Source organism: Streptomyces sp. NBC_01775 (genome assembly GCF_035917675.1).
Lineage (GTDB): Bacteria > Actinomycetota > Actinomycetes > Streptomycetales > Streptomycetaceae > Streptomyces.
The window spans coordinates 4,845,680-4,872,119 of the sequence record NZ_CP109104.1 but is presented as its reverse complement, the minus strand read 5'-3'; the positions used below and the strand labels follow the sequence as shown (position 1 = coordinate 4,872,119).

General features: G+C 72.6%; 17 protein-coding genes, 2 tRNA genes and 2 pseudogenes. 13 read left to right on the top strand and 8 right to left on the bottom strand.

Features of this window, described 5'->3' with window-relative positions; translation table 11 throughout:
- Nucleotides 1-56: 56 nt before the first annotated feature.
- The 6 genes from OHB04_RS21680 (at nucleotide 57) to OHB04_RS21655 (ending at nucleotide 5,708) form a co-directional block, all read left to right on the top strand.
- Nucleotides 57-896 carry a helix-turn-helix transcriptional regulator gene (locus OHB04_RS21680; protein ID WP_326689368.1) on the top strand — a complete coding sequence of 280 codons (840 nt, stop codon included), beginning with the start codon at nucleotides 57-59 and terminating at the stop codon, nucleotides 894-896.
- 199 nt (nucleotides 897-1,095) lie between these two features.
- Nucleotides 1,096-2,043, top strand: a complete 948-nt coding sequence (locus OHB04_RS21675; RefSeq protein ID WP_326689367.1) for an NADP-dependent oxidoreductase — start codon at nucleotides 1,096-1,098, stop codon at nucleotides 2,041-2,043.
- Between the two features lie 347 nt (nucleotides 2,044-2,390).
- Nucleotides 2,391-2,525, top strand: a complete 135-nt coding sequence (locus tag OHB04_RS21670; RefSeq protein ID WP_326693142.1) for a hypothetical protein — start codon at nucleotides 2,391-2,393, stop codon at nucleotides 2,523-2,525.
- A 184-nt stretch (nucleotides 2,526-2,709) separates the two neighbouring features.
- On the top strand, nucleotides 2,710-3,555 hold the full coding sequence (locus OHB04_RS21665) for an RNA polymerase sigma factor SigF (RefSeq protein ID WP_326689366.1): 846 nt from the start codon (nucleotides 2,710-2,712) through the stop codon (nucleotides 3,553-3,555).
- A 198-nt stretch (nucleotides 3,556-3,753) separates the two neighbouring features.
- The gene (locus tag OHB04_RS21660; protein ID WP_326689365.1) at nucleotides 3,754-4,683 is read left to right on the top strand and encodes an RNA polymerase sigma factor SigF; all 930 of its coding nucleotides are present in this window, start codon (nucleotides 3,754-3,756) and stop codon (nucleotides 4,681-4,683) included.
- 116 nt (nucleotides 4,684-4,799) lie between these two features.
- The gene (locus OHB04_RS21655; protein WP_326808063.1) at nucleotides 4,800-5,708 is read left to right on the top strand and encodes a hypothetical protein; all 909 of its coding nucleotides are present in this window, start codon (nucleotides 4,800-4,802) and stop codon (nucleotides 5,706-5,708) included.
- 85 nt (nucleotides 5,709-5,793) lie between these two features.
- Here the strand turns inward: OHB04_RS21655 and OHB04_RS21650 are convergent, their stop codons facing one another.
- A complete protein-coding gene (locus OHB04_RS21650) occupies nucleotides 5,794-6,672 on the bottom strand; it encodes an alpha/beta fold hydrolase (RefSeq protein WP_326689363.1) in 879 nt (292 codons plus the stop codon).
- A gap of 342 nt (nucleotides 6,673-7,014) precedes the next feature.
- Here OHB04_RS21650 and OHB04_RS21645 point away from each other — a divergent pair, with 342 nt between their 5' ends.
- Nucleotides 7,015-9,159, top strand: coding sequence for an AfsR/SARP family transcriptional regulator (locus tag OHB04_RS21645; RefSeq protein WP_326808062.1), 2,145 nt, complete (start codon nucleotides 7,015-7,017; stop codon nucleotides 9,157-9,159).
- A gap of 369 nt (nucleotides 9,160-9,528) precedes the next feature.
- Here OHB04_RS21645 and OHB04_RS21640 read toward each other — a convergent pair whose 3' ends face one another.
- Nucleotides 9,529-9,747 (bottom strand): hypothetical protein, encoded by a 219-nt coding sequence (locus OHB04_RS21640; protein WP_326689361.1) that lies wholly within the window; start codon nucleotides 9,745-9,747, stop codon nucleotides 9,529-9,531.
- 196 nt (nucleotides 9,748-9,943) lie between these two features.
- Here OHB04_RS21640 and OHB04_RS21635 point away from each other — a divergent pair, with 196 nt between their 5' ends.
- The 3 genes from OHB04_RS21635 to OHB04_RS21625 all read left to right on the top strand — a co-directional run bounded on the left by OHB04_RS21635 (nucleotide 9,944) and on the right by OHB04_RS21625 (nucleotide 14,136).
- Nucleotides 9,944-10,417, top strand: a complete 474-nt coding sequence (locus OHB04_RS21635) for a MarR family winged helix-turn-helix transcriptional regulator (RefSeq protein ID WP_326689360.1) — start codon at nucleotides 9,944-9,946, stop codon at nucleotides 10,415-10,417.
- Nucleotides 10,418-10,433: 16 nt separating this feature from the next.
- The gene (locus tag OHB04_RS21630) at nucleotides 10,434-13,091 is read left to right on the top strand and encodes an MFS transporter (protein WP_405804434.1); all 2,658 of its coding nucleotides are present in this window, start codon (nucleotides 10,434-10,436) and stop codon (nucleotides 13,089-13,091) included.
- Between the two features lie 157 nt (nucleotides 13,092-13,248).
- Nucleotides 13,249-14,136, top strand: coding sequence for a YceI family protein (locus OHB04_RS21625; protein WP_326689358.1), 888 nt, complete (start codon nucleotides 13,249-13,251; stop codon nucleotides 14,134-14,136).
- 85 nt (nucleotides 14,137-14,221) lie between these two features.
- Here OHB04_RS21625 and OHB04_RS21620 read toward each other — a convergent pair whose 3' ends face one another.
- Together OHB04_RS21620 and OHB04_RS21615 are read right to left on the bottom strand one after the other, a co-directional pair.
- The gene (locus tag OHB04_RS21620; RefSeq protein ID WP_326689357.1) at nucleotides 14,222-15,043 is read right to left on the bottom strand and encodes a TetR/AcrR family transcriptional regulator; all 822 of its coding nucleotides are present in this window, start codon (nucleotides 15,041-15,043) and stop codon (nucleotides 14,222-14,224) included.
- A 356-nt stretch (nucleotides 15,044-15,399) separates the two neighbouring features.
- A pseudogene (locus OHB04_RS21615) lies at nucleotides 15,400-16,146 on the bottom strand (response regulator transcription factor); the annotation flags it as partial.
- A 174-nt stretch (nucleotides 16,147-16,320) separates the two neighbouring features.
- On the opposite strand from OHB04_RS21615, the gene OHB04_RS21610 reads away from it, so the two are divergent.
- Entirely contained in the window at nucleotides 16,321-16,836 is a 516-nt protein-coding gene (locus OHB04_RS21610; protein WP_326808061.1) for a hypothetical protein, read from the top strand.
- 92 nt (nucleotides 16,837-16,928) lie between these two features.
- Here the strand turns inward: OHB04_RS21610 and OHB04_RS21605 are convergent.
- Both OHB04_RS21605 and OHB04_RS21600 read right to left on the bottom strand, forming a co-directional pair.
- Nucleotides 16,929-17,001 (bottom strand) — tRNA-Arg (locus tag OHB04_RS21605).
- Between the two features lie 223 nt (nucleotides 17,002-17,224).
- Nucleotides 17,225-17,314, bottom strand: a tRNA-Ser gene (locus OHB04_RS21600).
- A 417-nt stretch (nucleotides 17,315-17,731) separates the two neighbouring features.
- Between OHB04_RS21600 and OHB04_RS21595 the strand changes: the two genes are divergently transcribed.
- Both OHB04_RS21595 and OHB04_RS21590 read left to right on the top strand, forming a co-directional pair.
- Nucleotides 17,732-18,223, top strand: a complete 492-nt coding sequence (locus OHB04_RS21595) for an SSI family serine proteinase inhibitor (RefSeq protein ID WP_326808060.1) — start codon at nucleotides 17,732-17,734, stop codon at nucleotides 18,221-18,223.
- A gap of 345 nt (nucleotides 18,224-18,568) precedes the next feature.
- Nucleotides 18,569-23,539: a hybrid sensor histidine kinase/response regulator gene (locus OHB04_RS21590; RefSeq protein ID WP_326808059.1), complete on the top strand. Its 4,971-nt coding sequence runs from the start codon at nucleotides 18,569-18,571 to the stop codon at nucleotides 23,537-23,539.
- A gap of 212 nt (nucleotides 23,540-23,751) precedes the next feature.
- On the opposite strand, the gene OHB04_RS21585 is transcribed toward OHB04_RS21590, so the two are convergent.
- Together OHB04_RS21585 and OHB04_RS21580 are read right to left on the bottom strand one after the other, a co-directional pair.
- A complete protein-coding gene (locus OHB04_RS21585; RefSeq protein WP_326689353.1) occupies nucleotides 23,752-25,407 on the bottom strand; it encodes a long-chain fatty acid--CoA ligase in 1,656 nt (551 codons plus the stop codon).
- 344 nt (nucleotides 25,408-25,751) lie between these two features.
- Nucleotides 25,752-26,321, bottom strand: a pseudogene (locus OHB04_RS21580) (SigE family RNA polymerase sigma factor); the annotation flags it as partial.
- Nucleotides 26,322-26,440: the final 119 nt, after the last annotated feature.

Below are 26,440 nucleotides of genomic sequence, written 5' to 3'. Positions count from 1 at the left end.
CTTCCTGGGACTGCGGGTACCAGGCGCGTATCCGGTGGACGGTGTTGACTGGCGGCATGGCGGCGACGGAGTTCGGACGGGCGGTACGGCGCTGGCGTGACCGGGTCCCACCCGGAACCGCCGGGCTGCCCGCCGGGGGGCAGCGGCGCGCGGCCGGGCTGCGCCGCGAGGAGCTGGCCCTGCTGGCCGGGATCTCCGTCGACTACGTGACACGCCTCGAACAGGGCCGGGCGACCAGCCCCTCGACACAGGTCGTCGAGGCCCTGGTCCGGGCGCTGCGGCTGTCGGGCGACGAGCGCGCGCACCTGTTCCAGCTCGCCGGGCTCGCACCACCGGGACCCGAGACCGTGCCCGCGTACCTCACGCCGAGCGTCCAACGGCTGCTGGACCGGCTGGCCGGAACACCCGTCGGGGTCTACGACGCGGCCTGGACGCTGCTTGTGGCCAACCCGCTGTACGCGGCGCTGATGGGCGACCCGTCCGGGTGGCGTGGTAACGAACGCAACGGCGTGTGGCGCAACTTGGTCGGGCCCGGCAGCCGGGTCCGTCACACGCCGCGGGAGCGGCGCGCGTTCGAGGCCGCGCTGGTCGCCGACCTGCGCGCGACCGCGGGCCGGTATCCGGCCGATCAGCACCTGCGGCGCCTGGTCGCGCAGTTGCGCGCGCACAGTGAGCGGTTCGCCGAGCTGTGGGACGCGGGCGTCGTCGGCCGCCAGGAGGGCTCGCGCAAGACGGTCGAGCATCCGCAGGTGGGCCCGCTGACGCTGGACTGCGACGTGCTCAGCGTGGCGGGCAGCGACCTGCGTGTCATGGTCTACACGGCCGAGCCCGGCACCCAGGACGCGGAACGGCTCGCGCTGCTCGCCGTACTCGGCACCCAGTCCCTGGTCGAGTAGCAGTTCCCTGGTGGAGCAGCCGCCTCCGCCCGCGGACTGCCGCCTCCGCCCGGGGGCTGCCGCCTCCGTCCCGGGACCGCCTCCGTCCCGGCCCGGGAGAGCCGCCATGCGCGTGGGAAGCCACGGACTGCGGGGCCCGTGGGGGCGTCGTACGTTGGGAAGGGCCGCTGGTCCCATGGGGGGAGCTGGGAGATGGCGCATGCGTGCTGTCGGAGTGCGGGAGCCGAAGGGGCGGCCGGAGGTCCTGGAGGTGCCGCGGCCCGAGCCGGGTGAGGGCGAGGTCCTGGTGCGGGTCAGCGCCGCCGGGCTCAACCCGCTCGATTGGAAGATCGCGGACGGCATGCTGGAGGGCGCGCTGCCGTACGCCTTCCCCCTGGTCATGGGCGTGGACTTCGCCGGCGTGGTGGAGAGCAACGGCCCCGGGTCGCGCCGTTTCACGCCCGGTGACGGTGTCTACGGGCAGGTGATCAGCGACCCGGTCGGGGGCGGGACGTACGCCGAGTTCGTGGTGGTCGACGAGGCGGGCAGCGTGGCGCTCGCACCGCCCTCGGTGCCGCTCACCGTCGCGGCGGGGGCACCGACGGCCGGGATGACGGCGCTGGGCATCGTGGACACGGCGGCCCTGCGCGAGTACGAGAGCGTGCTGATCGTCGGCGCCGCCGGCGGGGTGGGCACGTTCTTGACGCAGCTCGCCTCGGCCCACGGCCTGCGGGTGATCGCGGCCACCCATGGGCGCGACGAGCGCCGGATGGCGGCCTTCGGCGCCGCGGTCACCGTCGACGCCAGGGAGCGGGCGCTCGCGGACGCGGTGCGCGAGGAGTACCCCGAGGGTGTGGACGCGCTGGTGGACCTGATCGCGGCGGACCCGGCCGCCTTCGCCGCCGGCGCGGCGCCGGTGCGCAACGGGGGCGTCGCGCTCTCCACGCTGGGCGCCGCGGTGCCCGGCGAGCTGTCCGCCAAGGGCGTGGAGGGCCTCAACTTCCAGCTCACGGCCTCGGCGGCCCTGCTCGACAGGCTGGGGCAGGAGCTGGACAGCGGGCGCCTGGTCGTCCCCGTCGAGACCCAGGTCCCGCTGGAGCAGGCCCCTGACGCGGTGGCCCGCAACCGGGTGGGCGGGGGGCGCGGAAAGACCGTTTTCCTGCCCTGACGGGGTGGCCTCCCGCCCCGGCCGGCCGGACTCGTACGCGCGTACGCCAGATGGCCCCGCCAAAGCTCCCTGCCCGACCGCCCCTCTCCGCCCCTCTCCGCCCCCCTCCGCACCCTCCGTCACTTCCCGGCACGTCCCGGGCGGATCGGGCAAACGCCGCCCACCCAGCGGCTCTTGGGTCCCGTGCGGAGTCCGCGGGCAGTCCGCGCGGGACCCCTGTGGACTCGATCACCGATGCCCTCTTCCCGTTACACTCACACAGCCGCACAGGTGTACTGGATTTCGGGTACCGAACACGCTCGGGGAGGGGCAGCGCGATGGCGCAGGCGAAAAAGGTCGTGTCCTACATGCTTGTTGTCTTCGTGCTGTACACGATCATCACGTCACCCCAGCGAGCCGCCGACCTGGTCCAGATAGGTTTCGAAGGCATATCCAGCGCGGCACAGGGCGTCGGCGAGTTCATGACCTCGCTCGTCAACTGAGCCCCCCGAAACTCACCCCCCGATCCCCCGGATCGGGGGGTTTTTCTTGCAACTGGCAAGCAACACGGAGTTATACGGTGCTTGCGCACGGTGCACATGTCTTGTGATGCTATGACCGCTTTTGGCGGATGAATGACCGACCAGGACAGATCTGCACCGTGAACCGTAAAGGGGTGGTGGCTGAGTGGATGGGACCCGTACCCCCACCCAGGCTCCCTCCGGTGATGCCGATGCGCCGCCGACCCCCGCCGAGGCCCAGCGGGAGCGTGCCGCGCGGACCCGGGCGCTGACCCAGTCCCTCTTCGAACAGCTCACCGGGCTCGACCGCGGCACGACGGAGTACGAGCGGATCCGCTGCGCCCTGATCGAGGCGAACCTGCCGCTGGTCCGGTACGTCGCGGCCCGCTTCCGCAGCAGGAACGAGCCGATGGAGGACGTCGTCCAGGTCGGCACCATCGGCCTGATCAACGCCATCGACCGGTTCGACGCCGAGCGCGGGGTCCAGTTCCCCACCTTCGCGATGCCCACGATCGTCGGCGAGATCCGCCGCTACTTCCGCGACAACGTCCGCACCGTCCACGTGCCCCGCCGGCTGCACGAGATGTGGGTCCAGGTCAGCGGCGCCACCGAGGACCTGACGACGCTTCACGGGCGCTCTCCCACGACCGCTGAGATCGCCGAGCGGCTGAAGATCTCCGAGGACGAGGTCCTCGCCTGCATCGAGGCCGGACGGGCCTACCGTGCCACGTCGTTGGAGGCCGCACAGGAGCGCGAGGACGGGATGCCGGGCCTGCTGGACCGGCTGGGCTACGAGGATCCGGAGCTGGACGGCGTCGAACACCGCGACCTCGTCCGCCATCTGCTCGTACAGCTGCCCGAGCGCGAGCAGCGGATCCTCCTGCTGCGCTACTACCGGAATCTGACGCAGTCGCAGATCAGCGCGGAGCTCGGCGTCTCGCAGATGCACGTCTCGCGCCTGCTCTCACGGAGCTTCGCCCGGCTGAGAGCCGCAAATCGAATCGACGCATAGCCGGATCGAGCGACACCAATCCCGGCCTCTCCGCCCTCAACTGTGCAGTTTTATCGACATGAGGCTACGTCGCGTTGCTGACTTGTGACATTCTGCAAGAGCTGCGTTTGCCGCAGTGGTGCTCCCGGTATTCAGGGGGAGGTGCTTCCCTCACCCGAGGGCGCCGCAGCGACCCGTCCGCGACCTCAAGGGGGTGGCATGTCCGTAGAACTGGGCAGCTCGAAGGTGCTCGCCGAGAACACGACCCCGGGGGCACCTCCCGGGCCAGCCGAGCCCGGCAGCGCACCCGCGCCACAGGATCTCGTCGAGCCCGCCGCAGTGGTGGCCGCCGGCGCCGCGATCGACACCCGCACCCTCTCCCGCTCCCTGTTCCTGCGGCTCGCCGCACTCGACAGGGCAGCGGTCGACTCTCCGGAGACGGCGCCGAGTGCGGAGCGTACGTACGTCAGGGACACGCTCATCGAGCTGAACCTCCCGCTCGTGCGCTATGCGGCGGCCCGCTTCCGCAGCAGGAACGAGCCGATGGAGGACATCGTCCAGGTCGGCACCATCGGCCTGATCAAGGCGATCGACCGCTTCGACTGCGAACGGGGCGTGGAATTCCCGACGTTCGCGATGCCGACCGTCGTCGGCGAGATCAAGCGCTTCTTCCGTGACACCTCCTGGTCGGTGCGGGTGCCGCGCCGCCTCCAGGAGCTGCGGCTGGCGCTGACGAAGGCCAGCGACGAACTGTCACAGACCCTGGACCGCTCCCCGACCGTCACCGAACTCGCCACCTGCCTGGGCGTCTCCGAGGAGGACGTGGTCGACGGCCTGGCCGTCGGCAACGCCTACACCGCCTCGTCGCTGGACTCCCCGTCCATGGAGGACGACGGCGGCGAGGGCTCGCTCGCCGACCGGCTGGGCTACGAGGACACCGCGCTGGAGGGCGTGGAGTACCGCGAGTCGCTCAAGCCACTGCTGGCCAAACTCCCGCCCCGTGAGCGCCAGATCATCATGCTGCGCTTCTTCGCGAACATGACGCAGTCGCAGATCGGCGAGGAGGTCGGCATCTCCCAGATGCACGTCTCCCGGCTGCTGACCCGCACGCTCGCGCAGCTGCGCGAAGGGCTGATCGCCGAGGACTGAGCGCACAGACAGGGGGTCCGAGTGCCGCGGGGGATACGCACCGGAACACGCACGAGCCGAAGGAGCACCGACGCCACAGGGTTCACATCTGACGTAGCGTCAGCAACACTGTCGCCATGCGAAGCCATGGGACGCGCGAGCGGACGCTGCGGGCACACGCCACGAGCCGCCGGAGCGGCCGAAAGACCGCCCCGGCGGCTCTGGTCTGTCTCGGCGCGCTGCTGACCGCCGGATGCGGCGCGAGCGGGGACGACGGCTATGTCGCGGTCGGCGCGGCCGGCCCCTCCGGGCACGGCGACAGCTCCTCGTCCGGCCCCGCACGGCCGGATGACAAGGTCCGCCTGGTGCCGCTGGACGAGCGGGGCGACGGCGGCGCGAAGGGCAAGCGGGGCAAGGGCGGCACGGACGCCTCCCGGAACGCCGGGGACGCCGGGGGAGCTGCGGACGGCCACGGCACGACGGGTGGGCGGGACGGCAGCGGAGGATCGGATTCCGGGTCTGGGTCCGGATCCGATTCCGGCTCCGGGTCCGGGTCCGGTTCGGGCTCGGGTTCCGGGGACGGCGGAACGGCGGCGGGCGGCGGGAACACCACGGGCGGAGGCAGCGGCGGAGCGCCCGGCTCCGGATCCCCGGACTCCCCCAGCGGGAGCGAGACCCCCGGCGGCTCGGGCGGAGACGGCGGGGAGCAGACGGGCGGCTCTTCCGGCTCCGGCGGGCCCGCCGTGCTGAAGGCGGGCACACCGAAGCGGGCCAAGGCCGATGACCGGTGGTGCGAGAAGGTGACCGTCACCTTCCGCAACACCGGGGGCAGCGCCGTCACCAAAGGCAAGGTCACCTTCGGCACCCACATCATCGGCGGCCTCGGCGTCGACTGGGCCACCCGCGAGAGCACGCGGACGCTGCCGGTGCCGATCGGCGCGGGCGAGAAGAGGACGAAGACCTGGACGGTCTGCGTCGACGAGTGGCGGGTGCCGCTCGGCATGCACATCGAGACCCGCGAGGTGAAGCTCTCCGGCTGGAAATAGCCTCCAGCCTCCGGACAACACCCCGCCCCGCCCTGCCCGGACCTCAGCGGACCAGGAGGTCCCGTCAGCGGACCAGGAGGTCCCGTCAGCGGGCCAGGAGGTCCCGCAGCGCCGTGGTGATCTCCTCAGGGGCTTCCTCTGCCATGAAGTGGCCGCAGGTGACCGTGGCGTGGTGCAGGTCGGGCGCCCAGGGCCGCCACTGCGCCGCCGCGTCGTAGCCCAGCGCGGCCCCCCAGTCCTGCTGGAGGACGGTGACCGGCATGCGGAGCCGGCCGCCCGCCTTCCGGTCGGCCAGGTCGTGTTCGACGTCGATGCCGGCCGAGGCCCGGTAGTCGGCCACGATCGAGGGCACGGCGGCGCGGCAGGCGTCCAGGTAGGCGGCGCGGACGTCGGCGGGGAAGGCGTCCGGGTCGTTGTTCCACAGGTCGAGGAAGTGGCCGAAGAAGAGGTCCGGCGCGGCGCCGATCAGCTGTTCGGGCAAGCCCGGAGGCTGCGCCATCAAGTAGAGATGGAAGCCGACGGCCGCGCCGGTGCCGTGCAGCGCCTCCCACATCTCCAGGGTCGGCAGCACGTCCAGGCAGGCCAGGTGCGTCACCGTGCCGGGGTGGTCGAGCCCGGCGCGGAAGGCAACCAGGGCGCCCCGGTCGTGCCCGGCCAGCGCGAAGCGCTCGTGCCCCAGCTCGCGGGCCACGGCGACGATGTCGGCGGCCATGGTGCGCTTGGAGTAGACGTCGGGCCCGGTCCCGGCCGGCTTGTCGCTGGCGCCGTAGCCGCGCAGGTCGGGGCAGATGACGGTGTGCTCGGCCGCGAGCGCGGTCGCCACGTGCCGCCACATCAGATGGGTCTGCGGGTAGCCGTGCAGCAGCACGAGAGGGCTGCCCGAGCCGCCGACGGCGACGTTGAGGGCGACCCCGTCGGCGGCGGGGACGCGCCGCTGGTCGAAGTCGGGAATGGTCGGTGTCATGGTGCGCTGCTCTCGTTGATCGCGGACCGGGCACGGGTCGGCCGCGGACCGGGCACGGGTCGGCCGCGGACCGGATGGGAACCTTCTGCGGCCGGTGGGGCCCGGCTGCGGACCGGCTGCGGCCGGTGGGGCCCGTCCGGGCGGTGGACACGTACGAGGCTGCCGCGTACGAATCAGCAACCGGTCAGCGCGTACGGTGACGGGGCCCTGGCGGGCTCGGAACGGCCGGGACCGGGGGAGGATCCGGGCCCGGAAGGCCGGGACTCGGAGGGCCAGGACTCGGAAGGCCGGGGCCCGGAAGGCCGGGGCCCGGAAGAGCTGTCGGGCGGCCGGGAGGTGCGGATGGAGCGGGTCACGTTCGGTGTGCTCGGGCCTGTGGTGGCCGAGGGCGACAGCGGGGTGCTCGCGCTGAAGGGCCCCCGCCACCGGGCCGTACTGGCGCGGCTGCTGGTGGCCCGCCGCCGGGTCGTCCCCATCGCCCGGCTGGTCGAGGACCTGTGGGACGAGCCTCCGGCGGGCGCTGTGGGAGCCGTACAGACTTTCGTGGCCGCGCTGCGCCGCGTCCTGGAACCCGACCGCAGGCCCCGAACACCCGCCCGGCTGCTGGTCACCGAGGGCCCCGGCTACGCGCTGCGGGCCGAGCCGGACGCGGTGGACGCCTGGCGCTTCGAGACGGCCACCGGCTCCGCCGCTTCGCTGCCGCCCGCCCAGGCGCTGGAGCGGCTGCGGGAAGGGCTGGGGCTGTGGCGGGGCCCCGCGTACGCGGAGTTCGCGGAGGAGAGCTGGGCACGCGGCGAGCGCTCCCGGCTGGCCGAGCTGCGGCTGTGGGCGGAGGAACAGCGCGCCGAGGCGCTGTTGGCGCTGGGCCGGGCCGCCGAGGCCGTGCCCGACCTGGAGGCGCGGCTGGCCGGTCACCCCTGGCGCGAGGACGCCTGGCGGCTGCTGGCGCTGGCGCTGTACCGCTCGGGCCGCCAGGGGGACGCGCTCGCGGTACTGCGCCGGGCCCGCGCGGCGCTGGCTGACCGGCTCGGGGTGGACCCCGGGCCACGGCTGCGCCGCCTGGAAGCGGACGTCCTCGCCCAGGATCCCGGCCTCGACCTCCCCTCGGGCGCCTCGGCCTCGGCCGCCCGGCTGTGGGCGCGCGCTGCCGAGGACTACGACCGCACGGTCGCCGCCGGGGCGCGCGCCCGGCTGGAGTCGACGGTCGGCCTGATCCGGAACCTGGCCGTGACCGGCGGCAGCGGACTGGAGGCCGCCCGCGAGCACCGTATGGCGGCGATCCGGGTGGCGGAGGAGAGCGGCGATCCCGAGCTGACGTCCCGGGTGATCGGCGCCTTCGACGTCCCCGCGATCTGGCCCCGCAGCGACGACCCCGAACTGGCCCGCCGAATCGTCGCGGCAGCCGAACGCACGCTCGCCGCCCGCACCGCCCTCGCCGCCGACGACCCACGAGGCCGCCCGGCGGAGCCCTCGGGGTCCCTGGAGCCCCTGGAGTCCCCGTACGACCCCGCGCGCTGCCGTCTGCTGGCCACCGTCGCGGTGGAGTCGCGGGGGACCCGCTCTCCGCGTGGTCCCCGGGCCGCGCGCGAGGCCGAGCGGATCGCGCGGGGGCTGGATGATCCCGCGCTGCTGGCGTTCTGTCTCAACGGGGTGTTCATGCAGTCCTGCACCCGCGCCGGTATGGCGCCCCGGCGGGACGAGGTCGGCGGGGAGCTGGTCGCGCTGGCGGCCCGGCACGGGCTGGTGACGTTCGAGGTACTGGGCCACCTGATCCGGCTTCAGGCCCGCGCCGCGCTGGGCGACTTCCCCGCGGCGGACGCGCACGCCGCGGCGGCCGACCGGCTGGCCGCGCACCACGAGCTGCCGCTGGTGGGCGTCTTCACGCAGTGGTACGGGGCGCTGCGGCTGGCCGCGTCCGGGCACCTGTCCCGTGCCGAGGCGGCCTGCCGGGCCGCCGCCGCGCGGCTGGACACGGCCGGGATGCCGGGCGTACGCGACGGCCTGCTGCCGCTCGCACTGCTGTGTCTGAGCCTGGCGGACGGCACCCGCTCAGCGCGCGAGGCGGCAGAGGCGGCGAAGGTGGCGGAAGGAGCAGAGACAGCGAAAGTGGCGGAGGCGGCAGAGGCGGCAGAGGGGGCAGAGGGGGCAGAGGCGGCCTTGGACGTCGGTCCCGGCCAGGAGTGGGGCCCCTATCGGCCCTGGGCCGAGCCGTTCGCGCTGCTGCGCAAGGGCGATACGGAGGCGGCACGGGCCGCGCTGCGCGCCCTGCCGCAGCCGCCCGCGGATCTGCTGTACGAGGCGCTGTGCTGTCTGGAGGCCGCGGTCGCGTTGGAGCTGGGCGACCGGCCCGTGCTGGAGCGGGTACACGCCCGGCTGCTCCCGGCGGCCGGGGAGCTGGCGGGCGCGGGCAGCGGCATGATCACGCTGGGGCCTGTGGACCGTTGGCTCGACGCGGTTGGCGCGGCGCTCGGCACGGGGCTCCCGTAAGCGCGTCCCCGCATGGTCGCCGCGCCCCGCCGCGGGGCCGCCCCGCCACGCGGAAAGACCCCGGAGCCGGATTCCGGTCTCCGGGGGACAAGGAGACGGCCGCCATCCACGCGCTCGCGAAGAGCGCGGCCACGGCCGGTCCGGCGGATCCTCCTGTTGCCCTCTTTCCTGGTGCTGAGCAGGGGCTGCCCCTGCCTGTGTTTTGCAGGCCACGGGCGCGTAAGGGCCGCGGGCGCGTAAGGGCCGCGGGCGCGTAAGGGCCGCGGGCCCGTAAGGGCCGCGGGCCCGTAAGGGCTGGTCGCGCGGTTCCCCGCGCCCCTTCGGGGCACGCCCCGAAGCCGGGAAGCGCGGCCGGAGGGCCGCCTACGCCTACGCGAAGGCGAGCCAGGCGACGCCGGCGAGTACGACGACCGCGATCACGACCGCGAGGATCACGCCGACGCGTGGTCCCGCCGAGGGCTGGACCGCCGGTCCTCGGGTCTGCTGCTGCGGGGCGCCCTCGTCGACGAAGGCGCGGAACATCTGGGTGTTGCCTGCCGGGTCCGGCTGTCCCTCGGGACCCTGCGGCGACTGGGGGTTGTGAGCCATGGATCAGGACCCTAGCGAACCCGTCCGGCCCCGCACAGCCCAGGCCCCACCTGGGCTCTCCGGGCTTCTTGACCGGCCGTTGAAGGGATGCGCACTCAGGCTTTGCTGATTGTTTGCACCGGTTGCCCGGAATCAACTTGCCTACAGCAACCAATCACTTTATGGTTGCCTTAAGCAACAAGTTCATGGGGTGCAGATGGCCGAACGCAGTCAGTACGAGGAGCTGGCACGGCAGATCAGCGCCATAGGCGCCGTCAAACGCGAGATGGCACGCGGACTCCCCCCGGAGTGCCCGCCCGCCTCGGCGGCCGTACTGATGCTTTTGCACAAGCACGGGGAAATGCGCACCAGCCAGTTGGCAGAGCTGATGGCCATCGACATGTCGGTCACCAGCAGGCATGTCACGCACGTCGCCGACCGCGGCTGGATCGAGCGCCACCCCGACCCCCAGGACGGCCGCTCGCGGCTGCTGCGCATCAGCGAGACGGGCGAACGGCTCCTGGACGAGCTGTCGACACAGACCGTCGAGTCGCTCGCGGCCCACCTGCACGACTGGAGCGACGACGACGTCGCCCAGCTCAACACGCTGCTCAGCCGGCTCCGCACGAGCTTCGGAGACTGCCGCGCCCGCGGCGGGCTCCCCGAAACGCACACCACCGCATCACACTGAGTAAGAAGGACGCCGAATGGCAACAACCCGACCCCAGCCGCCGGCCGGGGGGCCCCGCGACGCCGTGCAGGGGGCCAATGGCGGGGCTCGACACGCGGCACACGGCCAGCACGCGCAGTCGGCCCCCGCCGCCCAGACCTCAGCCGCCCCACCGGCATCCGGGGACACCGCAGGCGACGCACCGATGACCCACCGGCAGATCATGGAGGCGCTGTCCGGGCTGCTGCTCGGCATGTTCGTCGCCATCTTGTCGTCGACGATCGTCTCGACCGCGCTGCCCAAGATCATCTCGGATCTGAACGGCAGCCAGAGCTCCTACACCTGGGTCGTGACGGCCTCGCTGCTGGCGATGACCGCGAGCACCCCGCTCTGGGGCAAGCTCGCCGACCTGTTCAGCAAGAAGCTGCTGGTGCAGCTCGCGCTGATCGTCTTCGTGCTCTCCTCGGCGGGAGCCGGTCTGTCGCAGAGCGCGAGCACGTTGATCATCTTCCGCGTGTTCCAGGGCATAGGCATGGGCGGACTCTCCGCCCTGGCCCAGATCTGCATGGCCGCCATGATCTCCCCGCGTGAGCGCGGGCGGTACAGCGGCTACCTCGGCGCGACGTTCGCCATCGCCACCGTCGGCGGCCCGCTGCTCGGCGGCGTGATCACCGACACCAGCTGGCTCGGCTGGCGCTGGTGCTTCTACGTCGGCGTCCCGTTCGCGATCATCGCGCTGATCGTGCTCCAGAAGACCCTGCACCTGCCCGTGGTCAAGCGGCAGGGCGTCAAGGTCGACTGGCTCGGCGCGTTCTTCATCGCGGCGGCGGCCTGCACGCTGCTGCTGTGGGTCACCTTCGCCGGTGACAAGTACGACTGGATCTCCTGGCAGACCTACGCGATGGTCGGCGGAGCGATCGTGCTCGCCCTGATCTTCGTGCTCGTCGAGTCGAAGGCCAAGGAGCCGATCATCCCGCTGCGGCTGTTCCGCAACCGCACCATCACGCTGGCCGCCGTCGCCTCCCTGTTCGTGGGCATCGCGATGTTCGGCGCGACGGTCTTCCTCAGCCAGTACTTCCAGCTGGCACGCGGCAAGTCGCCGACGATGGCCGGTGTCATGACGATCCCGATGATCGCGGGCCTGTTCGTCTCCACCACCGTCTCGGGCCAGGTCATCACCCGCACCGGCAAGTGGAAGCTGTGGCTGTGCGCCGGCGGCGTGTTCATGACCGCGGGCCTGGGCCTGCTGGGCACCCTGCGCTACGACACGACGTACTGGCACATGGCCATCTTCATGGTCCTGCTCGGCCTCGGCGTCGGCATGATGATGCAGAACCTGGTGCTGGCCACCCAGAACCAGGTGAAGCCCGAGGACCTCGGATCCGCCAGCTCCACCGTCAACTTCTTCCGTTCCCTGGGCGGTGCGGTCGGTGTCTCGGCGCTCGGCGCCGTGCTCTCCAACCGGATCACCCACTACATGGAGGACGGCTTCGCCAAGCTCGGCATGAAGGGCGGCGGAGCCACCGGTGGCGGCGGCAGCGCCCTGCCCGACCTGGACAAGCTCCCCGGACCGGTACGCACCGTCGTGGAGAGCTCCTACGGCCACGGCATCGGCGACATCTACCTGTACGCCGCGCCCGTCGCACTGCTCAGCCTGCTCTGCGTCCTGTTCATCCGGGAGGTCCCGCTGCGGACCACCTCCGGCATCGAGCAGGACAAGGAGCCCCAGCAGCAGCCGGCGATGGCGGCAGCAGGACCCGTGGCGGACGTGGCAGCCCTGTCCCCCGGGGCCGGCCCGGCCGTCGAGCGCACGGCCCCGCAGCCGGTGGTCCAGCCCGCTCAGCCGGGGGGAGAGACCCAGCAGTTCAGGGAGTACGCAGCAATGGCAGCCGCACAACCGCCACAGCCCTCGGCGCCGATGCCCGCGAACGGGTACGGGGTCTACGGGACGGTCCGTAACGCCGACGGCCTCGGGGTCGCCAGGGCCGCCGTCACGCTGATCTCGCTCAGCGGGCGTCAGCTGGGCCGCTCCGTCGCCCACGCCGACGGCTCCTACGGGCTGGACGCGCCGGGCGCCGGCTCCTACGTCCTGATCGCGGCGGCCGACGGCCACCAGCCGCAGGCATCCACGATCGTGGTCGGCGACGAGCCGCTCGCGCACGACCTGCTGCTCTCGGGCACCAGCGGCCTCGCGGGCCAGGTGCGCGGGCTGGTCGACGGCGGGCCCGTCCAGGGCGCCATGGTCGTCGTCACCGATGTGCGCGGCGAGGTGCTGGCCACCGGTCTCACCGGCGAGCAGGGCGACTACCGCTTCGACGAGCTGGTCACCGGCAGCTTCACGCTCGCCGTGAACGCCGCCGGCTACCGGCCGACCGCGATCCCGGTCGAGGTGCAGGGCCAGGGCGTGACCAGGCTCGACGTCGACCTGGCCTCGGGAGCGCGGGTGACCGGCACCGTGCGCGCGGGTGCGGGCCGCAGGCCCCTGCCCGACGCGCGGGTGACGCTGGTCGACGCGGCAGGCAATGTCATCGCCACGTCCACCACCGGTGAGGACGGCGCCTACGCCTTCACCGACCTGGACGCGGGCGACTACTCGGTCATCGCGAGCGGCTACCCGCCCATGGCGAGCGCGCTGCGTGTGACCGGGCCCGGAGTGGACGCTTACGACGTCGAGTTGCACCACCCGGACGAGTGACCCCCCGGACCGGACGGCGCGCGGATCGAGCGGAGCGCGCGCCGTCGGGTCCGGACCGGGGAAGGGCCCCGGCATCCACGGCCCGCGAGTGCGGGCAAGGGACGGCCCGCCGCCGTGGCGCCGGGGCCCGTCGTATGCGAGAAGGAGCACGAAAGAGATGACAGGCGGGGCAAGCGGAGCGGCAGCCGACGGCGGCGCCGGAGCCGGATCCGGGGGCACCGGCTCAGGCGGCGTACGGGCCCGGGTCAGGACCCGGGACGGCTGGGCGGTACAGCACGCCGTGCTGACCGTGACCGACATGACGGGCACGCAGATGCTGCGCGCCGAGGCCGACGAGGAGGGCGTCGTACGCGGCGGCGAGCCGCTGCCCCCCGGCGCCTACACCGTGATCGCCACGGCCATCGGCTACGCGCCGGCCGCCTCCACGGCCATGGTCACGGCCTCCGGCCGGGCCGACCTGGGCACGCTGGTGCTGGCGCGGCAAGGCGGCGTGGAGCTGCCGCCGCCCGGCGCGTGGACGATCGACCCGATGCACTCCACGATCGCGGCGACCGCCCAGCACCTGGGCATCTCCAGCGTGCACGGCCGCTTCAACGAGTTCGCCGGGCGCATCGAGATCGCCCAGGACCCGGACAAGTCGGCCGTGGAGGCCGTCATCAAGGCGGAGAGCATCGCCACGGGCAACGAGATGCGCGACCAGCACCTGCGCTCGGGCGACTTCCTCAACATCGAGACCTACCCGGACATCACCTACCGCAGCACCGGCGTCGACACGGCCGGGACCGACCGGTGGACGGTCCACGGGCAGCTGTCGATGCACGGCATCGTGCGCGACGTGGACCTGGACCTGTCGTACCTGGGCACAGGCCCCGACCCGTGGGGCGGGCTGCGCGCGGCGTTCCGCGCCACGGCCGAACTGCGGCGCCAGGACTTCGCGATGAACTACAACCAGGTCGTGGCCGCGGGCATCGCCGCCGTCGGCACGACGCTGCGGGTGGACCTGGACATCCAGGCGGTGCAGGGCGAGACGCTGCCGTTCACCTGAGCGGCTCAGGTGAACGGATCGGGCGGGGCATCTCGGGTGAGCGGCTCAAACGGGCGGCCCGGGAGAGCGGCTCGGGACGGGGCGCTCACCCGTCGGCGGGTGTCGACTGAGCGGGAATCACGGGCGCGGGGCGGTCCTTCGGGGCCGCCCCGCGTTCTGTGTCCGCGGGGGTGGCGGCGCGGGCCATGGCCTCGATACCGGCGATCACACATTCGAGCGCGACGCCGAAATCCCGCTGCTCAAGGGGGCGAACGCCCTCACCGCCCTCCGCGTACTCGGGCCGCCGGCCCAGCGTGTCCCGCAGCGCGTGGAAGCAGTCCTCGGAGCTGACGCCCGCCTCGCCGCACCGGCTGAGCCAGCTCGCCTCGACGGCCGCGTGCCCGTAGACGAACGAGAACAGCGAGGTGAGCGCCCCGTCCGCCTGCGCCTGCGGCAGCCCCGAGCGCAGCAGGACGCGGCGCACCCCCAGCCGGAAGGCCGTCGCGCTCGGGCCGACGTTCAGGAAGCTGCCGAGCGTGCCCGAGGCCCAGGGGTGCCGCTTCAGCAGCCCGCGCAGCGCGGACGCCGACTGCCGCAACTGTTCGCGCCAGTCCGCGCCTTCGGCCTCCGCGTCCGGGACCTCCAGCTCGCCCTCCACCGCGTCCAGGGCGAGTTCGAGCAGATCGTCCTTGCGGTCGACGTACCAGTACACGGACATGGCCGTAACGCCCAGCTCGGCGGCCAGCCGGCGCATGGAGAACCCGGCCAGCCCCTCGGTGTCCAGCAGCCGCACGGCGGCGGCGGTGATCTTGGCCCGGTCGAGGCCCTCCGCCTGGCCCGCGCCCGTCGCTCTGCGGCGCGCGCCCGGCCGCTCCTCCAGCCACACACTGGTCCTGCGCATCCGGCTCGTGCGGCTGCCGTCGCTCATGGCACGCGCTCCTTCGGGAGCCGGCTCGGGGAGCCGGAGAGAAGGCGGAAAGGCGGAAAGGCGGAAAGGGGTGGAAACGGCCGGTGCGATCCGGACCGTTACCCCCTCGATGCTAATCCGTATCCGCCGGCTCGGCTGTGCGCTCACGCCGTAAGGGCCATGCGGTCGAACGCGTGACCGTCGCCAACCGCCCGCCCCACGCGGTGCGTTCACCACCGCGCCCGCGCGACGCCCGCCCGCCGCGCCGGTCCACCCGGCCCCACGCGCTCGGCGCGTCCGTCCCGTCCGTCCCGTCCGTCGCGTTGGCCGGGCCGGCCGGGCTCAGCGCCTTGGACGGGCTCGTCGCTTTGGACAGGCTCGGCGGGGCGCAGGACGTAGCCCTCGCCGCGCCTGGTGTGGATCATCGGCGTGCGCCCCGCGTCGACCTTCCGCCGCAGGTAGGAGATGTACAGCTCGACGACGTTGGCCTGTCCGCCGAAGTCGTAGTTCCAGACCCGGCTGAGGATCTGCGCCTTGCTGAGCACCCTGCGCGGATTGCGCATCAGATAGCGCAGCAGCTCGAACTCCCTGGCCGTCAGCCGGATGCCGTCGCCGCCACGGGAGACCACGCGGCTCTCCTCGTCCAGCTCCAGGTCCCCGACGACGAGCAACGACCCGGCGCGCTCCGGGCGTTCGCGCAGCGGGCCCTTCCGATGCAGCAGCGTACGCAGCCCCGCGACGACCTCGTCCACACCGAACGGCTCGGTCACACAGACGTCACCCCCGGCGCGCAGCCCCGCCAACCACTTCTCGCCCACGCCCGCGTCCGCGTCCCGCCCGACGAGGAACAGCGCCGGCACGTCCGGCAACTCCCGACGCACCCGGGCCGCCACGGCCACGTCCTGAGCGCCGCCCTCCGCGCCCTCTTCCGACCCGGGCGTCACATCGAGCACAAGTACGTCCGGCCGCCACTCCCGCACGCACCGCACAGCGGCCCGCGCCTCGCCCTCGGTCCTTACGGCCCACCCTTCGTACCGAAGCGCCATACGAAGCAGTTCGGTCCGTGAAGGCTCATCGTTCACCACGAGCACCCGTAGTGCTCTCCCCACCGCTGTCCGACTCATCCGGCCACGATCGACCGCGCCCGTGAGAGAAACCTTGCGGGCTCCTGTGAATACGCTGAGAAAGAGCCGCCTGGCCGCCTGGCCGCCTGGCCGCCAGAAAACCGGCCCCGGCAGCCCCGCCCGGGCACTCTTCCTGAGACGAGCGTCGCGCCCGGAGGAACTTAGAGTCATCCGGTGACCGCAGTCATAGCAGCCATGATCACAGCCATCGTCGGCGTCCTGGGAACCCTCTTCGCGCCGCTGATCTCTCACCGCATGGCCACGCGACAGCGGGCCGAGGACCGGGAAGAGACCGAACGGATCCGCCTCTTCGAGGAACGGCGCGCCGCGTACACGGCAATGAACCGAGCCTCTCGCCGTTTCAGCACTCTGCTCAAGGACGCTCTGCACCGCCTGCGCGACGGCGTGTACACCGACCAGGAACGTACAGCACTGGAGGAGGCCCGGCTCGACTATCGGGAGCGTTACGCGGAAGCCCAGATGATCGTCCCGGAGCGGATCCTGGAGGCATCCCGCGCCGTCAACCAGGTACTCGCCAAGGTCGATGCCACCGTAAAGCGCCTGGACCGGAACCTGGCGCGCGACGGCGAAGACGCGGATTCGGTCCGGCGCACCCTCACCGCCGACGGCGACCCCCTGCTCGCCGCCATGCGCCAACTGATGCGCGAGGACCTGGGCGTACAAGACTGACCCCACCGCACCAGATCAGAACGGCTGCGGCACTTCGCTGCGATGCGACCACACACAAGAGCCCCCGGGATGACCCCGGGGGCTCTGGACTGCGCGCTCGGCAGGATTCGAACCTGCAACCTTCTGATCCGTAGTCAGATGCTCTATCCGTTAAGCTACGAGCGCTTGCTTTCCGGCGACTTTCGTGCCGTGCGGCGTTGCGGGAACAACATTACATGACCTGCGACGCGAGGCGAAATCCTATTCATATAGGGGCTCTGACCTGCCCAAACGTGGCTCTGGGGCCTGGACGGCGGCCCGGCGGATCCTCGGTCGGCGTCTGCGGGCCACGAACGACAGAAGCCCCAGCCGATAGGGCCGGGGCTTCGGTGATCTTGAAGATCAGAAGCGGAGGCTCCGGGATTTGAACCCGGGATGGGGGATCACCCCAAACCGCATTAGCAGTGCGGCGCCATAGACCAGACTAGGCGAAGCCTCCAGACACACTCAGCCGCTCCCCGAAGGGTGGTGAGGTGTGTGCTGATGATGGCACAGCCCCTGGGGCTGTCTCCAATCGGCTCTACAGTACTCGGTCCCTGGACCCCTGGGCAAAGCGTTAGCCGGATGACGTGGAGCGGAGGGCTCAGCGGGCGACGGGGCGCCCGCCCGGGACCGGGACGCCGACGCGGGACGCCGACGCGGGACGCCTCCCCGAGGCGGGGCAGGACGTCGACGGGGGGCGAATCCGGTCGAAGCCGGGCGAACATGGCCGATCCCGTGCGCAACGGCGCGGCGCGACGGGCGTTAGGGAGTCGAGGGGACGGCTCCACGCGGCCTCTCACTCAAAAGGACTCGCCCCCCGTCAACACTCAGCCCAGCGCCACCACGGGCACCGCCCGCAACACCTGGAGCACGTATGCCGCGCCGTACCGTCACCGTCCTGGCCGTCACAGCCGTCGCCCTCCTCGGCCTCGCGGGCCCAGCGAGCGCCATCTCCCCGAGCGTCACTCCGGCGAGCGCGAGCGCCGCCTCCGAGAGCGCCACCACCGCGAGCGCCACCTCCCCCGGCGCCGTCCGCTCCAAGGACCACCTCACCTTCACCGTCGCCGACAGCGGCAACGCCGCGCTCGACGGCTCGTACACCGTCCGCTGCCGGCCCGCCGGCGGTGACCACCCAGCGCCCGGCCGCGCGTGCGCGGCGCTGGAGCACGCGACATCCGGCGGCAAGAACCCGTTCGAACCGGTGTCCTCGGACGCCATCTGCACGATGGTCTACGGCGGCCCCGCCACGGCGCGCGTCACCGGCACCTGGCACGGGCGGAAGGTCGACGCCCGCTTCAAGCGGAGCAACGGCTGTGAGATCGAGCGCTGGAACAGCCTGGTCCCCGCACTTCCCAAGACCTCGTAAGACCTCATAAGACCTCGGTAAGGCCTCGGCAAGAACTCGTAAGGCCCGATATATCCGTATGCGAAGGCCGCGTAGGACCGCACCCCAAGACCCCGTAAGCCACCCATCGGCGTACAAGAGCGCATGTGATGGACCGTTCGGTCACGTGTGCGGGCATCGGTGTCGCTCCTCCACCGGCCTCCCCCACATCCGCCGCCGCGCGCACCACCGCTGCCCGTAGACTCCCCCCTAGTGACACGCCCGGGGCGAACGGCAGACTGGCAGTCGTGGCCCGACCGGACCAACGAGGAAGAAACGGGCGGATGGTCACGAGCACCGTGAGGTCAGCAGGGAGGAATTGTCGCCGTGAGCAGCAGGCCATCCCGAGGCGCTGCTCGCCTCGCCGCCATACTCGACGCCCTGCCCGACGCACTGCTTCTGGTGAACTGCAACGGCACGGTGGTCAACGCCAACACGATCGCGCTGGAAGCCTTCGAGACGCCCGGCACGGCTCTCGTGGGTCGCGGCCTGCTCGATCTGCTTCCCGAGTTCGACTCGAAGCGGATCCCCGGGTCGATGCGCCGCCCCGAAGAGGCCGCCGCCCAGGCGCAGGACCGCCAGAAGCCGACCCGGATGGTCGCGCGGCGTACGGACGGCACCGAGTTCCCGGTCGAGGTGACCAGCGCGAACCTTGAGGACGGACGGACGCCCTACGCCTCGGCCATCGAGGCGGCGTTCGCCGACCACAGCGTCACCGGGCAGGGCGGTTACACCGGCGACGAGTTGCTGATGCTCGTCGTACGCGACCTCACCGGCACCCTCGACACCGAGGCCGAACTGGCGCGCCAGCAGCGGCAGACCGAGATGATCCTGCGGGCCGCCTCGGAGGGCGTGGTCGGCGTCGACGCCGAGGGCAACGTCGTCCTCGTCAATCCGGCGGCTGCTCAGATACTGGGATACCGCGCGAGCGATCTGGGCGGGCAGCGGCTCCATCCCCTCGTCCACCACTCGCGCCCCGACGGCAGTCCCCTCCCGTACGAGGAGACGCCGCTCGCCGACACCCTGCGCTCGGGCCGCAAGCACCGGATGCGCGTGGGGCAGGTGCTGTGGGCGAAGGACGGGCGCGCGGTGCCGGTCGACATGACGACGGCGCCGGTGCGGGACGGCGAACAACTGGTCGGCGCGGTGCTGACCTTCGCGGACCGGCGCCCCTACGACGAGGTCTCCGCGCGCCAGTCCCAGCTGCGCGCGTTGCTGGAGGAATCGCTGCGCGGGCCGCTGGAGCAGCTGCGCGGCGAACTGGCGGGGCTCGCCTCCGACCCGGCCGGACAGCTGTGGCCCGAGGCGAACCAGATCCTCCACAACCTGTCCGCCGGTTATGCCCGGATGACGACGCTCGTCGACAACGTCCTCAGCTACCAGCGGCTGGATGCCGGACAAGAACGGCTCAGCTGCGAGTCGGTGCCGATGGACGCGGTGGTCTCCGCCGGCGTCGAGGGCGCCATCGAGCTGATCGGGCCGGGGCGGGCGCAGTTCGCCGTGCACGCTCCGCCGATAGAAGCGGAAGTGGATCCGGAACGGCTCGCGGTCGCGCTGGCGCACCTCATCGCCGACGTGGCGGGCGTGGACGCGACGGGCCGCACACCGGCCGCGCCGCCGCCGGGTGTCGACCCGACGATCGTGGTCGCGGCAGCGCAGCGCGGGGACGTCGTGCGCATCGAGGTACGCGGCCCGTACGGCGGCGGCAGCCCCGTCCACGAGCCGCTGGTGCGCGGCATCATCACCCGGCACGGCGGCGTCCTTCAGACCCACGAGGTACCGGGTGCGGCGGGGGGCAGCGCGTATGTGCTGGAGGTACCGGTCGTCGCGGCGCCTGGGAACGCGTCCGGTTCGGGGCGGCCCCGTGCGCGGGCGCGCGCCCGCGCAGAGGGTGAGCACGTCGGCCCCGGCACTGACGGGGACACCGGGGGCGGCACGGGAGGCGGCGGCAGCCACGCCCGGGGCCGGGGGCCCGGCAGCACGGGAGGCCGGGGCCACGGTCATGCGCGGGGCGTCGGTGACGGCAGTGAGGGCGGTGCTGTCGGCGACACGGCCGGTGGCGGCGGGGCCCTCGCGGGGGCCGGGTTCAATACGGTGCGCGGGCCGGAGACCGGCGAGACGACGTTGATGCCCGCTCCCGCCGCACCGGCACGCGGTACGGCGGGGCAGGTGTGGGGCCCGGAGCACGACCGGGGAGAGGGCCCGGGTTCCGGTCCCGGGGCCGGTGGTGGGTCCGAGACCGGTAGTGGGCCCAGGACCGGTAGTGGTCGGGGTGCGTGGGAAGCGGCGGGTTCGGGCGGCCCGGGAGGCCCAGAGGGCTCCTCGGGCGGAAGCGGAACGCCAAGCGGAAGCGGTGCCGGAAGCTTCGGGCCGGGCGGAAGCGGTGATGGCGGCGGCGTCCGCGCGGGTTCGGGAAACGCGCTTCAGCTGGAACCCGCGCCGGACCCCCGGCAGGGGCCCCCGGGGCTCGGCCAGGTGCCGGATCCCCGGCAGAGCCATGAGCTCGGGCCGGGCTCGGGCGCTGGGGCCGGCGGTACTGGTGGCCGCGGTACTGGTGCCGGGGTCGGGCCCGGGACCACGGCTGGGCCGGAGCAGGCCGGGCCTGCGGTGCCCGGACAGGGCAGGCCCGTGCACGACACGCTCGACCCGGGCCGGCCCGCGCAAGGCCGGCCCGGACAGGGCAGGCCCGGACAGGGCAGGCCCGGACAGGGCAGGGCCGGACAGGGCAGGGCCGAGTTGGGGCCGGGAGCCCGGCCGGGGAGCGAGTCCGGGGCTGCCCCGTCGAGTATCGGCGACGAGGGCTCGGCGCAGGCTTCCGCCCAGGGGCCTCGCGTCCCGGCACAGGAGTCCTCGTACGGCGAGGGCTTCGAGGCCGTCGAAATCCCCCGGCCCACGGGGCGCCGGCGCGGACGGCCGAGCCCTGCGGAGGAGCAGCACGAGCTGCCGGAACAGTACGAACAGCACGACCAGCACGAACTGGCTTCCGGCGCGGGCGAGAGCACGCGCGGTACTGGAGCCGGCAGCGGAGCCGGAGCCCTCGCGCTGCCGCCGGCGGGCGGCGGCAATGTGTCCGTACCGGCACAGAGCGCGGGGCGGCGCGCCCGGCGGACGTTGGCCGACCCGGCCGAGGCCCGCACAGATGTGACGCCCGATGCCCTTGGCCCGGGTGAGGCTGTCGAGACTGATGGCGGATCACTCGCGGCGCACGAGGCATCCGGTGCTCAGGTGTCGTACGAGGCAGGCGGAAGCGAAGGGGAGCAGAGTTCGGTCTCCAGCGAGCTGGAGCTGCCGGCGGTCAGTGGTGGCGGGCGCAGGGCGCGGCGCATTGCCGCAGCGCGTGCGCGGGCGCAGGCCGAAGCGGAGGCCCAGCAGGGGCCGCAGCACGCGCCGTTCGCGCTGCCGCCGGGGCCCGCCGCCGAGGAAGAGCCCAGCTCGGGCTCGGGGCCAGGTATGGGGTCGGGCGCGGGGCCGGGCGTGGGATCGAGTGCCGAGGCTGGTTCCGGTGCCGGCGTGGGAGAGCCGGACGCCGCCTCGTTCGGGTACGGCCTGAACGGAGTGGGCAGCCCCGCTTCCTCCCCCGCCTCGGATGCTTCCTCCCCCACTTCCCCCGCCTCAGCCTCCGCCGCCGCCTCCGTAGAAGAACAGCCCCAACAGGACGGGGCCCAAGCCGAGGCTGAGGCCCAAGCCGAGGCCGAGCGGCGGCGTGCGGAGCACTCGGTGGTCGCGGCGAGCCCGATCCTGGGCGGGTCGTACCCACAGCACCAGCTGCCCCAACTTCCCCAGAGCCCACCCATGCCGGAGCACGGCCAGAGCGGCACGGGCGGCTCCGGCCCGTACGGCTCCGAACAGGGTCCGCTCGTCAGGACGCTGGGCCAGGGGATGCCGTTCACCGAACGGATGGCCGAACAGGCCGCGCACCAGTGGCACGGTCAGCCTCCCCCGGCGTCCTCGCCCGCTTCGGCCATACCGTCCACACCGTCCACTCCCCCCGCGCCCGCCGGTTCCGGCCGCCGGCGGAAGCTGGCCACTCCGCAGGAGCGGCAGGAAGAGGCCGCGCCGGGTCAGGAACAGACCGGGCCTGCGGGGCAGGCGGCGCGCGGGCAGGGACAGGCAGCGCACGAACAAAGCGGACAGGGCGGACAGGGCGGACAGGCCCAGGGGCAAGGCCGAGGCCAGGAGCAGGGCCAAGCACAGGCCGAGACCGGCGCCCCCGCTCGGCCTCAGCCCGGCACACAGTCAACGGGTCGGCCCCAGGGCCGGCCCGCGCAGCAGGGCGGAGCCCAGCCCCCGGCCGTTCCCGGGCAGAACCCGCCCGGTGCCGGTCCGCTGCCGGGCCCCATGCCCCAGCCCCAGCCCCGACCCCAGCCACACTCGCAACCTCAGCCTCAGCAGCCGCAGCCGCAGCCGCAGAACGGCACGGGGAACGGCACCGGCCCGCAGCAGTTCGCGATCGGCGCCTCCGTCGGGCCGTCGCTCACCGAGGGGCCGGAGCCGCTGGACGGGCCCGACAGCCCGGTCGAGGTCTCCGACGGGCGCGGGCTCAGCATGCCCCCGTACGCCAGGGACGACGAGCTGCCGCCCGAGCCGCTCGACAATCCGCGACGGCTGCTCGTCTGGCCGGAGCCGGACGTGTCCACCCAGCAGGCGCTCTCCGATCGCGGCTACCGTCCCGTCCTCGTGCACTCGCGCGAGGAGGTCGACGCGCAGATCGCGGCCTATCCCGCCGCGCTCTTCGTCGACCCGCTCACCGGCCCGATCACCAGGACCGCGCTCCAGTCGCTGCGCACCGCGGCGGTCGCCGCCGAGGTGCCGGTGCTGGTGACGGCGGGTCTGGGACAGGCGACGCGCGAGGCGGCGTACGGCGCCGATCCGGCCGTGCTGCTCAAGGCACTGGCTCCGCGCGACAGCGAGCAGCACCCGCCCAGGGTGCTGCTGGTCGAGGAGCATCAGGCCATCGCGGGAGCCTTCGCGGCGACGCTGGAGCGGCGCGGCATGCAGGTCGCGCACGCGCCGACGGACGCGGAGGCCGTGAATGTCGCGGCCCAGGTCAGGCCGAACCTCGTGGTGATGGACCTGATGCAGGTACGGCGCCGACGTGCGGGCATCATCGACTGGCTGCGGGTCAACGGGCTGCTGAACCGCACCCCGTTCGTCGTCTACACCTCCGCCGACATGGATCCGGGCGAGCTGCCCCGGCTGGCCTCGGGCGAAACGGTGCTCTTCTTGGCGGAGCGCTCCACCAGCGGCGAGGTCCAGTCCAGGATCGTCGACCTGCTGACGAAGATAGGCGCCAACTGAGCCGGAGCGCGCCGGATCCGCGAGATCGCCGGGATCCCTTGGGATCCCAGGGGATCGCAATCGACTGCACCGGACCGGACCTCAGCCGCTGCCGCAGCAGCAGTCTTAGGGGCCCCCGCCCTGGGGAACCGCCTCAAGCGTGAGGGATCTCCTCCTCGCCGTACTCCCTGAGGAGTACGGCCAGGGGCGGGCACTCAGGGTGCGGCGGCGGCTCAGCCGAGCGTCGTCACCTCCAGCTCACCGGCCGCGTACTGCGCGCGCAGTACCTTCTTGTCGAACTTCCCCACACTCGTCTTCGGTACGGCCGCGACCGACGTCCAGCGCTCCGGGAGCTGCCATCGGGCGATGGTCTTGCCGAGGAAGGTGCGCAGCGCCTCGTAGCCGACCGGCTCCTCGCCCTCCTTCAGGACGACGGCGGCGAGCGGTCGTTCGCCCCACTTCTCGTCCGGGACCGCGACGACGGCTGCCTCCGCGACGGACTCGTGGCCCATCAGTGCGTTCTCCAACTCCACCGAGGAGATCCACTCGCCACCGGACTTGATGACGTCCTTCGCGCGATCGGTGAGCGTGAGGTAGCCCTCGGGGGTGATGACGCCGACGTCGCCGGTGCGCAGCCAGCCGTCAGGACTGAACTTGTCCTCGGGGCGCAGAGGCTCTTGGCCCGCGCCTCCGTAGTAGGCGCCGGCGATCCACGGCCCGCGCACCTCCAGCTCACCGGCCGAGGTGCCGTCCCAAGGGGCGAAGCTGCCGCCCGGAGTGGCCAGCCGCGCCTCGACGCCTGCGGGGAAGCGGCCCTGGGAGATCCGGTAGGGCCACTCCTCCTCGGGTGTGAGGCCGCCCGGCGGGTGCGCGAGCGTGCCCAGGGGTGAGGTCTCCGTCATGCCCCAGGCGTGGCAGACCCGCACGCCGTGCAGTTCGTCGAAGGCCGCGATCATGGCGGGCGGACAGGCGGAGCCGCCGATGGTGACGGTGCGCAGGCTGGAGATGTCGCGGGGGCGGGCGGCGAGTTCGCCCAGCAGGCCCTGCCAGATGACGGGCACCGCCGCCGAGTGCGTGGGCCGCTCAGCGGCGATCATGTCCGCGAGTGGTCCGGGCTGGAGGAAGCGGTCGGGCATCAGCAGGTTCACGCCGGTCATGAACACCGCGTGCGGCAGCCCCCAGGCGTTGACGTGGAACATCGGCACCACGGGCAGCGAGGTGTCGCCCGACGTCAGGCCCATGGATTCGGCCATGTTGACCTGCATGGAGTGCAGGTAGATGGAGCGGTGCGAGAAGACGACGCCCTTGGGGTCACCCGTCGTGCCGGAGGTGTAACACATGGCGGCGGCCGAACGCTCGTCCACATCAGGCCAGTCGTAGCCGGTGGGGCGGCCGTCCAGGAGCTGGTCGTAGTCGTGCACCTGTGCGGTACAGCCCTCCAGGACGGACAGGTCTCCGGGGCCGACGACGACGATGTGTTCGACCGGGTCGAGGCGCGGCAGCAGCGGGGCCAGCAGCGGGAGGAGGGTGCCGTCTACCAGGATGACGCGGTCGGCGGCGTGGTTGACGATCCACACCAGCTGCTCAGGGGGAAGCCGCAGGTTGAGGGTGTGCAGGACGGCGCCCATGGAGGGGACGGCGAAGTACGCGTCGACGTGCTGGTGGTTGTTCCACATCAGCGTCGCGACGCGGTCGTCCGCGCTGACGCCCAGTTCGTCGCGGAGAGCGTGCGCAAGTTGGGCCGCGCGCTCGCCGGTCTCGTGGAAGGTCGTGCGGTGCGGTTCCCCCTCGCCGGTCCAGGTGGTGATCCGGGAGGCGCCGTGGACCGTCGTCCCATGGCGGAGGATGCGCGAGATGGTCAGCGGTACGTCCTGCATCGTGCTCTGCACCGGGGGCCTCCCGAGATACGGCGGATTCGGTGGGTACGGCGGGTCGACAGAACGGGTGCGTCACGCGCGGCACTACGCGCGGGTAAGGCACCGGTTCCGCGGAAGCCTGCCACCGACCGCGCGGTATGTCACGGGGTCGTGCGGAGATCGGCCGTCCGGGAAGCGCGCCGGAGTCAGGCCGCGACCGGCTCCTGCCCCCGGGCGCCTTCTCCCCCGAATCCCCCGTACCCCCCGTGTCCCCGGCGTCCCCCGCCGTGGTGGCTCTCCTGCTCCGCGGAACCACCAGGTCTGCGGTGGCCCGCGTAGTCGGGGCTGTCGCTCTGTGCCTCGCCGAGCACGTCCGAGGCGAGCTGTGCGTCCTCGCGGAGCTTCGCCAGAGCGCGGGATACCGCGCTCTTGACGGTGCCGACCGAGACCCCCAGCACCTCGGCCGTCTGTATCTCGCTCAGGTCTTCGTAATAGCGCAGCACCACCATGGCGCGCTGGCGGGCGGGCAGCTTGAGCACGGCGCGCCACATGGCGTCCCGCACCGCCTGCTGCTCGGCGGGGTCGGGTGCGGGCAGCGGGTCGGGCTCCGGCAGCTCGTCGCAGGTGAACTCGTCCACCCTGCGGCGGCGCCACTGCGAGGTGCGGGTGTTGACCAGCGCACGGCGGACATAGCCGTCCAGCGCGCGGTGGTCCTCGATCCGCTCCCATGCCAGATATGTCTTGGTCAGCGCTGTTTGCAGCAGATCCTCGGCGTCGCTGGGATTGGCTGTCAGAGAGCGGGCGGTGCGCAGCAGCACGGGGCCGCGCGCGCGGACGTAGGAGCTGAAGGTGAGCGGTGATCCCCCGGAGCCTGGCAGCACCGCGGGGGACCCCGCGGTCATCGAAACGGTGGTCCGGGTGGTCCGAACTGTCCCAGGCGTGGTCATGGCTCAACGCTAGAAGTCGCGGGGTGCCCCCGGGATCGACCGGAGGTCCCGATGGCGCGTCCGCCTCAGGGTGTAGGGGTAGTGCTGGCTACACCTCCTGAAGGTGGAGACCATCCACC